Origin of the sequence: Roseateles chitinivorans (assembly GCF_002761755.1) — a bacterium.
GTDB lineage: Bacteria > Pseudomonadota > Gammaproteobacteria > Burkholderiales > Burkholderiaceae_C > Roseateles > Roseateles chitinivorans.
The window spans coordinates 15,176-27,285 of sequence record NZ_PEOG01000077.1; the positions used below are offsets into that span (position 1 = coordinate 15,176).

Here is a 12,110-nt window from a genome sequence, read left to right on the forward strand (position 1 = left end):
GCGACGCCTAGATTCGCAGCCGAGTGGTGAGTCGCGGCCGGATCCTCCGATCGCGAAGGCCGTCATGCCGCACCGCTCGGAACGTCGAAAGAGCAACGACCCGCACGGCGCGAATCAACGCGCCATGAGGGAGGACCCATCGAAACGCGTGATCGGCACACCGCCGATATCGCAGCGAAGGCTGCCCTTCTCGGCGTTTCTTCTCGTGCATCAATGAAAAGGGGAGAACTTCAATGAATGAGCCAAAAGTTGGCCTGGCGAATCCGTATGCGGTCGCTGAACTCGCGGTGGGCAGGAACGTGCGCTGGAGCGCGGTCACGGACCGAGATGCCTTTGTCAAGAAGACGCTCGGCGCGTCGGTCGAGGACCTGTGCGCTCCGGTGCCCGGCAATCTTCTCGTGAGCGGCCTGGCCGATGCTCAAAGGTCGCTCGCCGGCATCCAGGAGATGAAGCCCGACCAGCGGGTGAAGGCCCTGGGGTCAATTGCCAAGGGCAGCCCGACGGAGGCCATGCTGTCGAAGCTGTCCCCGGACGCCCTGCAACGCGTCGTCGGGGCTCTGGCGGGCGGGGACAAGGGCAGTGTGCCGTCGGCCGCCGCGGCCAAGGACATCACGGCGCCCGGATACACGCCCCCGGGGGCCACCTGGGCCGATCCCGGCGACTTCTTCGAGGAGGCCGCCGAGTACTTCGATCCTGTTCAGGGCGCGCTGGGCGACTGCTATTTCATCGCCGCGCTGTCCGCGGTGGCCTGGTCGCGGCCCTACGTGATCATGCAGCGCTCACGCGCCACCAGCGCCGCGGCGACGAGCTTCGTCGATCGCATCGACTTCCATTCCGGCGGCCTGAAGACGATGGAGGTGTCGGAGCGTGTGCCGCTCGTGACGAGCACGCATGCATGGATCTACGCCCGCTCCTCCGAAGCGGGTGAGATCTGGCCGGCCGTCTACGAGAAGGCCTTCGCGAAGTGGAAGACCAACGATGCGACCGATGAGCCGAACTACGGTCCGATTGCCGGCGGCTGGCCGGTCCAGGCGACGACGGAGTTGACCAACCTGACGGGCGTGACCAAGACCTGCTCGTCGCTCAGTGAGGACGACATCTGGACGGCGGTGCGGTCCAACTGCCTGTCGTATCGCACGTTCAATCCGATGACTGCATGGACCTTCTGCCAGACGCCATCGCCCGTGGAGTACAGCGGCACCGGCATCGTCGGTTATCACGCGTACACCATCCTCGGCTGGGCTTACGTCAACAACACGAAGTACATCGTGCTTCGCAATCCGTGGGGACACAACAGCCCGGTCATCAACAGTCTGCCGGGCAACTGGTCGGCGTATGACATCAGCTTCTGGCGCTCGGTGCCATTGAATGCCGGCGGCGTGTTCGCGATTCCCGCGAGCACCTTCAAGAAGTACTACTGGCAGTTCGGCTGGGCAAGCTGAGCAGTCGGGGCGCATCGCTCCGAAGGCAGGGCCCCTGACGGCCTCCGCACCTGGCGTCGTCCAGGGGCGGAGGCCGCTGTCTTGGCCCCAGCTGCGGACCGGGCGTGGACCTTGGAAAGGTGCCGAGATGGTTGCAGTGCTGAGCTTGACCGACAACGGCAGGACCATCGACCTGCGAGTCGGTCACACCGTCATGCTGCGTTTGCCTGAGAACCCGAGCACTGGCTACGGCTGGGCCGTGGATGGTGACCTCCGCCTTGTCGAGCTTGGCGAGAGAAGCCATGTCGCTTCATCGATGACGGTCGGCAGCGGAGGCGAATCGCAATGGGCCATCAAGGCGACCGCGCCCGGCACGACGACGCTGAGGCTCAAGCATTGGCGGGAATGGGAAGGCGACCGGTCGGTGACCGAGCGATACGAAGTCACGTTGGTGATCTCGCCGTAGCGTTGGCCATGGGTCGAGCGGTGGGATCGACTCCGGTCGAGGCTGACCTATTCGTTCGATGCACAGCTCACACGTCCTCAACAGGATGGACCGGAGAGGCAGGCTGAGTGACTGCTGCATTCCTTGGTGATTGGGCGCGTTCGACCCTGAAGGGACATCCGCTGTTCTGATCTCGCCGCCCCAAAGCTGTCGGTCGGGCTCGAGCACGCACCCGTCTGTGGCCCCCGCAGCGGAAGGCGCATATCGGCAGGCGGCACCCGGGGCGATTGAGGAGCTGACTCGCAGGGTCGCAAGTGCAGGCCATACGAATTTAGGAGGTCAGGGCCGCGCCCCGAGCAGGATCACGGAATGAGCTCGGTCAGATGGGAGGAACCGGAACGGCCGGCAGCGAAAGAACACCGTCCGCAAACGCATGGCCGAACGAACCCAGGCGAAGCCGACTCAGGAGTTGGACCGCCTTAGGTACATCGATTCAATGTCGGTGGCGGAGATTTCCGCTGCGTCCTTCACGATCAGAGCGCGCTTCTTGATCGCCAGGTCATGACGAAACACGGGCGGGCCGGAACCGTCAAAGGTCGCAGGCATCAGCAGGTAGGAGCCAACCCGCCGATACGCCGCGAGAAACCGGCTGAGATTGACATCGTTGGTCGGAAGCATGGTGTGCATGCGCGCTGCGACCATCGCAATGCGTTCATCGTCCTTGAGGTTCGACGTAACGATGATTCCGTAGTGCGCCGGGTGCTCCGCCGAGAACTTGCGCACCATGCCGATGTAGATCTCTTCATCCTTGTCAACGTCGCCGAACCGCTCGCGCCAGCGTTCAAAAATCCGCGTCCCGGCCTCGCCGTCGGTGAACATCAGGCCGAACCACGGCGGCGCATGAGGGCCGACGTCGCCGTAGCCGGCCCCTCTCCATTTCGCGCGGTCCCACAGATGCACGTCGATCACGGATCGAACGCGCATGTCGCGGTGGTCACGGATCTCCGGAAGATCCGCCGTCCTTTCTTCGTTGCCGCCCTGCGGCTCCTCGCGCCGCATCGCGGACGACGAACGGACAATGCGCGGTCTTGTCGGCAGAACGTCGTAGCGTTTGGGCGAGTGCTTTTCCCAGTCTGACAGACGCGCCACGCCGCTGAAGATGCGGGCGCGACTCAGGCAAACAGATCCGACCATTGCGACGCGTTCGCCCGCCGCATCCTTCTCAAAGAGGCGCGGCAGCGCGTCCTTCGTGCTCTTGACATGGCACGTCGAGGAGAACACCTCCCCCGCCACGTCCATCAGCATGTTCTGGTAGTCGCCATACGACGATGCCGGGCTCGGGATCACGCCGCGCGGCCATTGCACAGTCAGTCCCGTCCGATCGCCGTCGATCGAAACCTCATACTTGGCGACATCGGCCTCAAAGATCCGGACGGCGAACCGTTCGATGTGCGCCGCAGCCTGAAGCTCATAGGCCGTCGCGAAGAACGCCTCGATTGCGCCAGCGACGGCCTCGGCCACCGTGATCGATGCGTCGGTGGCTTCGTGAACGACATCGACGCGAAGCCCCAGCACGGAGGTTGAGAAGCTTTGCTTGCCCGCTGCGTTGAACACGGCGGGACGCCACGTCGCATCCGCGGCCGGTTGGTCCGCAAGTCGCTGAAACATGGCGGCGACATCCGACGGAGAATCCTCAGCCGGGATCGAGCCATCGGAACGCATAAGGGCCTCATGGCCGAGCGCGTAGAGCAAGGTGGTCCGGCTGACGAGGAGCTGCATCTTCTCCAGGACGTCCGGCATCGTACACAGCCGTTCGAGATCGGCCTCGCCGAGATTGATGATCTGGCAGGCGAGAATGCCGTCATAGTCGCGCAGGCGCTCATGCGCGACCTCAAGCGATTCATCGCTGTAGGGCAGAGACGAGAGGCAGCCGCGCGCAAGCTGCATCGCCTCCAACGTTTCAGGAAAATGCTTCAGTTCGACCGCGATCGATGCTCCAGCCATCAGGGTCGGGAAGATCGTCGCAGGCATGTCTCCGGATTCTTCGCCTTCGATGAAGAGGCTCGCCGCCGCGGTCGTAAAGGCGGCGCGCGCGGCCCAAAGCAGGCCCGCGCTGCGGTAGGCAATCGCGAGGAGCGTCATGGCTTCGATAAATTGCTCGGCGTATTCCTTCTTGTTCAGCCGACGGGCGGCCTTGCCGAGCAGGCGGATCATCTCCATGACTTCTTCGGACTCGCCGAGTTGCCTTGCGCGCCGGACGAGAATCAAAGCGCCCTCACCCTCGCTGGTTCGCTTGGCGACGAAGTCGGAGGCCTGATCGACAAGATCGCGGTAGCCGCGATCGCTGCCCGCAGCGGGTCCGAATGCCTCGATCATCCTGATCAGAAGCGTGGCTTCGAATTCACCGAGACCATCCGCCTCCACGAGGACGTCTGAGAACTCCGGCCACAAGGAGGAGAGATCGGCGGCGGCGTCATTGATCACCGCTTCATTGGCTCTTATGACCAGCAACGACGCGCGCGCCTGAAGCGCGTTGTTCGGCCGTTCAGCCTCATTTGCCAGCGTCTCGAGTCGCGCCTTGAGCCGAGCAAAGCGCGCATCCAGCTGAACCTTGTCCCGATCCCAACCGTTGCGGAAAACGGCGTTGAAGAGCAGCTGCGCGAGGTTGCACAGGAACTGCAGGTTCTTGGCGATGTCGTCGTCGATAACCGTGGCTTCAAACTGTTCGTATCCGGCAACGACGGCTGCAACGTCATCGAACCACCAGAACGCCGTCCACAGCGACTCGTATCGAGCCTCCAGCTTCTGGCGGCCTGTGCCGCCATCGTCAGCGAGGCGAACGGCCCGGAGAAAGCGGCCGTCAACATCCGTACGGGGCATTCCGAGGCTGCGCGAGAGCTTGGCGGCAACCAGGGCTTCCGTCGCACGGTGCATGGACATGCCTTCAAACGCCGTGGGATCCTCCAACTCGCGTTCGATGTCGGCAAGCTGTTGCTTTCGGGAGTAGTCCTTCGGGCCCAGCGCGTTCTCGGTCGCCTCCTCGCCGATGCCGAGATAGTTGAAGGCCAGATCGCGGCGGTTCTTCTCGATGACTTCGTCGATGATCCATGCACGGTCATGGATGGTGACCGGGACGCCGTACTCGCGCGAAAGCGCGTCCTCGACGCGCGAACGCTCCTTGGCGCGCGCAGCCCGGGAGGTGACGAAAATGATCCGCTGGTAGTCGCGTCCGGTGGCGACGATTCCGGCCACGTCTGAGCGAGCCTTCTCGGCCCATTTCTGCTTCGCGCTGAAGGCGAAGGCCCAGCGCTCCCGGCCGCCATTGGCCTGGCCGACGACGACGATCTGAAGCTTGCTGACCTCGTCAGCGACCGGGACGGTTTCAGTATCGGCCTTGCTGTCCCCGCCGCCTTCAGGCCCGGTGGCGGGCCGCAGATTCGGACAGATCGCGCGCTCGCAAAGCTTGCGGCAGAAAATCTCGAAGTCGTGCGTCTGGTTGCGCTCGGTGATCGTGTCGAGATGGTGGGACAGGATCTCGGCCTTCAGGCGGTGCTCGGTCTTCGGAACGGAATCCGAGTACAGCTCCGGCCGCAAGGCGCGCATGAATTCCGACGGCTTCGGGCCATCTCCGAGCGGCTTCTTGATCATGCTGAACGTATCCTTTCCCAGTCTCTCTTGGTCTGCACCCGCGGGACTGCCGCACGCAAGGTCGCCTTCTGCGGAGGCATCGTAACGGAGGGGCTCTGGGGGCAATGCAACGCCTAGTTCCCCTGCGCTCGGGTCGGTCTGGTGGCAGCCGACATAGTTCTGGAAGCACACGTAAGCCGGGCGCATGGCCTGCGGCAGCTGCCCTCTTGATCGAAACGCGGCGTTCGTTCCTGATTTGTTCCTCGGGAGATCTAGACGCACCGCATCGGGCTGCGCCGGTAGCGCCCCGTGTGGATGCGCCGGTGCAGGTCCAGCAGGTTCGCTGCAAGGTTCTGCTCGTACGCTAGAACGGCGTTTTCGTCGACTCCCGCCGCTGCTCGCCGTTGCTTTCGACCAGACGCTCTACCGAGCGGTTCTTGATCGGTCAAGGTGATGCTCGTACATGCCGTGTGTCCGCCTCGTGTCCTGCCGCTTCGCAGCCCGTTTCGCGCTGCCCATGCGCGGAGATTTCAGTTGAGCAGTCATACCCGAAAGCAGACTCCCACGACCGGCAGGTTGTGGCCGTGACCGGTAGTCCACCGCAGCGCCATCAACCGGTCATTGGCCAGGACACGAGAGCACGCTCATCGCAGGCAGTTCAATGAACGCGGCGACGCGCCAATGCAAGACCGCATCCTGCGTACCCCCAAGCTCCGGCCGAACCGGACATCGCCGCAGGCTCCGTCCACCGGCCCCTTTCGTCGCCATCAATCGATCGAGCGACCACGCGAGCGATACGATCCCGCCGAGCCATGAAAGCCATCCTCTTCCTGATCGCCTGTCTGCTGGTGCCGGCCGTTCTGACCTTCGCGCACCAAGTGTGGCTGTTGTGGCGTGAACTCCGGGCTCCGGTTCATGCAGGTGGGACGAGGGTCGAGTGCCGCGCCAGCGCTCTTTATGGCTTCATCGGCGGCGCGTGGAGCATGTTCTACGGCGGCCTCCTCTGGACGATGCATCGGTCGGAACCCGGCGCTCTCGAGAAGGTGGGGTTGTTGCTGGGCGCATTGATGGCACTCGCGGTGCTGGTCGTCTGGCTGTATCTCATCACCCTGGTCACTGCGGACTCACTGGGAGTGCGTTGCCGTGGCGTCCTCGGCGGGTGGCGATCCGCCGCCTGGACGCAGATCGTCAAGGTGGATCACACCTCTCAGCCGCGCGGATGGTTTCGGCTGCACATGGCCAGCGGACGGGTGATCCGGGTGGGCCTGAGCCTGACCAACATGCCGCAGCTCTCGGCAGTGATCCTGAGCCATACGCTGGGCGCGATCATTGCGCCCGACACGCGCGACCTCCTGGAGCGAAGTGCGCAGGGTGAGAAGCTCACCATGGAACATCTCAATCAGCGGCTCTATGTGCGGCCCGGTCCGATGTTTCGCCTTGCCGGCGGGCTGGCGCTCGCGGGCCTGGTCTGCGGCACTGCCGGGTGGTACGGCTATGCGCATGAGGCTCAGGCGCTGAGGTGGTTGAGCATCGAGGCGCTAGGAGATCTGCGCCAGGCCGCAATGACGTTTGGGCTGCTCTCCATCCTCTGCAGTCTGGGCTTTTTGGCGGGCGCCGCCGTGATCGCGTTCAAGCGCGCCAGGCAGCGTAGGCGCGACGCCGCCGCAGGGCCCATCGGCACAGTACCGATTCAGTAGCGCGGAGATCTGCGACTCCTGGAGGTCGGCTCAATCCGGCGGAGAAGTCCCAGGTCGCGATGCGCTGTCACGTCGGCCTGGACCTGCGCTGGCGCATCGCGGATGGGATGGATGGAGGGCATGCCGCCACCCGGCTGATCCGCGCGGAGCGGCACCAGGATGCCGCTCGTCTCGCCGGTGAGAAGGCTCGACTTCGGTGCTGGGAAGGCCGACGGCGTTGCTATCGCTCAGCAGTTTCGGCGACGCGTCACTCAGCCTTGCGGCGCCGACTGCTGAGCTGCTGCTTCCGCATGATCTTCGCTACCCAGCGAGCCCAGCGCTCGCCTGAGTCCGCTCGCACTCGGCGATTCCAGATACAGGCAGCGCTTGTTGTGCCGCTTGCAATGGTCCTTCACCCGCCAGTACGCGTCATGGCTGATGCATCCGGTCTGGCAGATCACCAGATCCGCCGCCGCGAGGCTCGCGTCCAGCTTGGACACCGCGTCCTCTTCCCCGCCGTCGTGATGCAGGAAACGGCCGCCGGTGCGCTCGATCAGCTGGCGGTAGATCGGCACCACCGCCGGCCGGCCGCCAACGCACAGCACCGAGCGCTCATCGAGTGATGGCAGCGTGGAGGTCGCGGCGTCGGGCGACTCCTGCGTCGATCGCCGCTGCTGGTCGAGCTGTCGTTCCGCGACCGCGAGTGCCTGTTGCAGGTCGTCCGCGCGGCGCTGCTCGCGCTCGGCTTGCTGACGCGCGGTCAACAGCGCGCGCTCCAGCTGGTGGATGCGGTCCTGCTGGCTTTGCAGATGCCTGGCCTGTTCGTGCCGATGCCGGAGTCCCGGGATGCTGTCCTCGAGCTGCTGCAGTTCGTCGCGCAGTCCCGCCGCCAGCGTGTCGCGCGCCATCAGCTCGCCGCGCAGGCGCAGGCATTCGGCCTGCGAGGCTTCGAGCTCGCGCGCCCGCTCCGCGAGCAAGCGCGTGCTGCGCGACTGCGCCTGCGCCAACTCACGGGTGAGGACCGCATGCTCATCCTGCAGTTCGTCGAGCCGCTGCAGGTCCGCCCGGTTCGCTGCGCCGACCTGGTGCTGGAGCATGTGGATGTCGCGCAGGATCTGCTCCTGCAACGCCGCATCGCAGCGTGCATGGGTGAGCGCACCCCACAGCGCGCCGCCGACGTCGTTGCCCTGCTGCGCGGCATTCCACCAGCGCGTCAGCGCCTCGGCCGTCTTGTGCTGCGACGACTGCCGCAGCGCGATCGCGAAGCGCTGGTCCAGCTCCTTCTGCAACATCTCCGAGACCGGCCCGCGTCGTGCGCACTCGTTGATCGCGCCGCAATGCATCTCGTAGTCGTTGCTCAGTGCCTGGCCGCCGAGCAGCTTGCCCAGCTTGCGGCGCAGCACCGGCATTGGCAGGCACACGCCGATCACCGGGCACAGGGCCTGCGACGGCAGTTCCCACAGGCGTCGACGGCGCGAGCCGCGCGGCACCGGTGTGTCCTCCGCGCTCGACGCGACGGTCTCGCCGCGTGTCAGCGCGTGCGCCAGCGGAAGTCCGGCCACCGCGGCGGGCACCGCCTCGCCCTCCTGCATGAAGACGCCGGCGCCGGTCACCGGGCCAGCGGCTGGCATCAGCAGCGAAGCGTCGCCGGTCGCTCCGGCGAGACCAGCCTCGGCGCGGGCCAGCAGGCTCAACAACGAAGGGGAAGTGGGGGTGTCGCACATGGCGAGGACTCCTTACTGCAAGGGGGCGGCCTGGAGCGCGAAGCGCACCGGGTATTCGATCCAGCTCGCCAGGCGCTGATCGCCGCGGCGGGCCGGGGTGTAGGGGCAGGACTCGGCGACGCGGCGCGCCGCTTCGTCGAGCAGGCGCCAACCGCTGCCGCCCGCGATGACGACCTCCGCCGCCCGGCCATCCGGATCGACCTTCACGCGCAGCCGCACCAGCCCCTGGATGCCGCGGTCGCGCAGCAGCGCGGGGTAGTGGCGAGCCGTCTGGCGCTCGCTGCACAAGCGGTGATCGGCCGGCAGCGCGGCGGGGAGGTCCGTGGGAACCGGTGCGGGTGTCTGAGTCGCGGCAACTGCCGGCGCCACCGCGGTGGCGGCCGCGACCGTCTGGCGCGCGAGCGTGGCGCTCGCGTCGACAGTGGCCGCAGCACTAGCACCGGCACCAGCACCAGCGCTGGTGCCGGTGCCGGCGGTGGCGGTGGCGGCACCCGCGCCAGTGCCGATTGGCGTGCCGCTGGCCACAGGGGCCTCCAAGCGCGATGCGGCTGGGGGAACGGGCAGGGATGTCGGTGCGATCTCGACGGTCGGGGGCGGCAGGTCCGGGACTGGCGGGGCATCGAGCGCGGAGCGCGGCAAGGCGATCGGGGCCATCGCGGTCGCGGTCGCCGGGGGCGGCACCGGCGTGGCGGTGGGCGTCGCGGTCGACGCCAACAGCCGCGCGCTGATGACCATCGACGCCGGTGCCGGTGCCGGTGCGGAGCGCTGGGGCGCGAAGGCGCTGGCCAGTGCGAGCACCATGGCCGCGTGCACCGCGCCGGTGACCGCCCAGCCGCTCCAGCGCGGCGCGAATCCGTGCAGGCGCGGCGCCAGCGCGGTCACGCGCGCGCTCCCGTCGTGTGGCCCAGCAGCGGCAGGATCGCGAGCCCATGGTCGTCCGCCAGCAGGCGCAGCCGCGTGTCGTAGAGCTGCTCCAGCAGCGGCAGCGTCGCGGGCAGTGCGTCGCAGTCGGCCAGCATCCGGCCCGCCTTCAGCAGCCAGAGGCGGTCGAAATGGTTCAGCGCCAGGTTGAGGTCGTGCAGCACCGCCACCAGCGCATGGCCGCGCGCGGCGGCGAAGTCGGACATCGCGGCCATCAGCGAGACGCTCAACCCCGGGTCGAGGGCGGCGACCGGCTCGTCGACGAGCAGCAGGCCATCGCGTGCATCCCAGGCCTGCGCGAAGACGCGCGCCAACTGCACGCGGGCCTGCTCGCCACCGGAGAGGGTGTCGAAGCGGCGGCCGTGCAGGTGCTCGGCCTGGGCATGCGCCAGGGCTTCACGCACGATCCTGTCCTGGTCGCCATCGCCCTGGCGCGCGACGCGGCCCAGCGCGACGACCAATTCCACCGGCAGGCCGAACGCGACGCCATGCTGCTGAGGCAGCACCGCGCGGCGCCGGGCCAGGTCGGACGGGGCCCAGGCAGCCAATGGCCGCCCGTCGAAATGCAGCACGCCGGCGGCGGGACGCAACTCCCGCGCGATCAGGCGCAGCAGCGTCGACTTGCCGGCGCCGCTCGGACCGAGGATCGCGATGCGCTCGCCGGGATCGACGCGCAGGGACAGCGGCCCGATCGCCGTGCTGCCGAGCGTCACGCGGACGTCCTGCAAGGTGAGCAGCGAAGCCATCACGCGCTCCCCATGCGACGCACCGCGCCGCGCAGCAGGACCAGGAACCAGGGCGCGCCGATCAGCGCGCTGAAAACGCCCACCGGGATCTCCGCCGGCACCGCGAGGGTGCGCGCGAAGCTGTCCGCGACCACGAGCAGCAACGCGCCGGCCAGCATCGCATGGGGCAGGACCCGGCGCTGGTCCGCGCCGACGAGCTGGCGCGCCAGATGGGGCGCCATCAGGCCGATGAAGCCGATGCTTCCGCACCAGGCGACCGCCAGCGCCGACAGCAGCGCGACCATGCCGATGCACTGCCAGCGCAGCCGCTCGACGTCGATGCCGACATGCGCGGCCGCCGCCTCGCCGAGCGCCAAGGCGTTCAGGCGCGGGGCGACGCGCAGCGCCAGCGTGCCCACCACCAGCAGTGCGCCGCTCATCACGGCGGCCATGATCCAGTTCGCGCCAGCCAGTGAGCCCAGCGTCCAGAAGTTGATCGCGCGCAGTTGCTCGTCGTTGGCGATGAAGCTGCACAGGCCGACGACCGCGAAGGTCATCGCCTGCAGCGCCAGCCCGCACAGAAGCAGCGCCGCGATCGATCCGGGCGCCAGCCAGCGCGACAGCCGGTCCAGCGAGAAGCACACCGCCAGCGCGCCGCAGAAGCCGACCAGCGGCAGCAGCCACAGGCGCACCTCGGCGGGCAAGGCGGCGTGCGCGCCGGCGAAGACGGTGAGCGTCAGCGCGACCGCCGCCGCGGCGCCGCTGGTGACGCCGAGCAGGCTGGGCTCGGCCATCGGATTGCGGAACAGCGCCTGGCTCAGCGCACCCGCCAGGCCGAGCGCCGCGCCCACCGCGAGCGTCAGGCCCAGGCGCGGCAGCCGCAGTTGCCACAGCACATGCGCGCCGCCGGTCTTGGGGGCGTCGCTCCACGGACCCAGGAGCCAGTCGGCGGCGGAGATCGGCACCGCGCCGAACTGCACCGCCGCGAGGACGGTCAGCGCCAGCGTCAGGGCGAGCAGCACCGACCGCGACCCCCGGCGGCGCGTCGGCGCCGCGGCGATCGGCGAGGGCAGGGCGGATCCGACGGTGCTCATCGCGTCGTCCGTCGATCGACGCTCACGCCGGCCGGCCCGTGCCCGCCGGCGCATGCAGGCCTCGCGCCAGGGTGGCCAGGGCCTTCGGCACGCGTGGCCCGAAACCGAGCAGCTCCATCGTCTCGAGGACGACGACGCGTCGGTGCTGGCCGGCCGGCGTCTGCGCCAGGCCAGGCAGCTTCAGCAGGCCATCGACGCCGCCACTGGCCTCCACGCCTTGGGTGGTCGCCAGGATCACGTCCGGCGCGGCCGCGATCGCCGCCTCGGGCGAGAGCATCTTGTAGCCCTGCGTGTCGCCCAGCGCGTTGACCGCGCCGGCGTAGCCGATCATCGCGTCGGCGGCCGTCCCGGCGCCGGCGATGCGGGCCTGGTTCGCCGCATTCGACAGCACGAAGAGCACCCGCGGCGCGCGGTGTCCGGCGGCGAGCTGGCTGACCTGCGCGCGGCTGGCGGCCCACTCGGCCTGCAGCTGCTGCG

Annotated in this window: 9 protein-coding genes; 3 read left to right on the top strand and 6 right to left on the bottom strand. The window is 67.7% G+C overall.

The window, feature by feature from the left end:
• Positions 1–287 precede the first annotated feature (287 nt).
• Positions 288–1,442, top strand: coding sequence for a C2 family cysteine protease (locus CS062_RS21355; protein WP_158238867.1), 1,155 nt, complete (start codon positions 288–290; stop codon positions 1,440–1,442).
• A 127-nt stretch (positions 1,443–1,569) separates the two neighbouring features.
• Positions 1,570–1,887 (top strand): protease inhibitor I42 family protein, encoded by a 318-nt coding sequence (locus tag CS062_RS26320; protein ID WP_158238868.1) that lies wholly within the window; start codon positions 1,570–1,572, stop codon positions 1,885–1,887.
• Positions 1,888–2,328: 441 nt separating this feature from the next.
• Here CS062_RS26320 and CS062_RS21365 read toward each other — a convergent pair whose 3' ends face one another.
• Positions 2,329–5,514 (bottom strand): hypothetical protein, encoded by a 3,186-nt coding sequence (locus tag CS062_RS21365; protein ID WP_199174315.1) that lies wholly within the window; start codon positions 5,512–5,514, stop codon positions 2,329–2,331.
• A gap of 791 nt (positions 5,515–6,305) precedes the next feature.
• On the opposite strand from CS062_RS21365, the gene CS062_RS21370 reads away from it, so the two are divergent.
• Positions 6,306–7,190 carry a hypothetical protein gene (locus CS062_RS21370; RefSeq protein WP_099863576.1) on the top strand — a complete coding sequence of 295 codons (885 nt, stop codon included), beginning with the start codon at positions 6,306–6,308 and terminating at the stop codon, positions 7,188–7,190.
• Positions 7,191–7,441: 251 nt separating this feature from the next.
• Here the strand turns inward: CS062_RS21370 and CS062_RS21375 are convergent, their stop codons facing one another.
• From CS062_RS21375 to CS062_RS21395, 5 genes are all read right to left on the bottom strand, one after another.
• Positions 7,442–8,893, bottom strand: a complete 1,452-nt coding sequence (locus tag CS062_RS21375) for a DUF2325 domain-containing protein (protein ID WP_233218198.1) — start codon at positions 8,891–8,893, stop codon at positions 7,442–7,444.
• Between the two features lie 12 nt (positions 8,894–8,905).
• Complete coding sequence (locus CS062_RS21380; protein ID WP_099863577.1) at positions 8,906–9,775, bottom strand: energy transducer TonB; 870 nt, start codon at positions 9,773–9,775, stop codon at positions 8,906–8,908.
• Positions 9,772–10,560, bottom strand: a complete 789-nt coding sequence (locus CS062_RS21385) for an ABC transporter ATP-binding protein (RefSeq protein WP_099863578.1) — start codon at positions 10,558–10,560, stop codon at positions 9,772–9,774. Before CS062_RS21385 ends, CS062_RS21380 begins: the two co-directional genes overlap by 4 nt.
• Positions 10,560–11,633, bottom strand: coding sequence for a FecCD family ABC transporter permease (locus CS062_RS21390; protein WP_099863582.1), 1,074 nt, complete (start codon positions 11,631–11,633; stop codon positions 10,560–10,562). Before CS062_RS21390 ends, CS062_RS21385 begins: the two co-directional genes overlap by 1 nt.
• A 22-nt stretch (positions 11,634–11,655) precedes the next feature.
• The coding region (locus tag CS062_RS21395) for a heme/hemin ABC transporter substrate-binding protein (RefSeq protein WP_158238869.1) at positions 11,656–12,110 on the bottom strand (455 nt) is incomplete at its 5' end.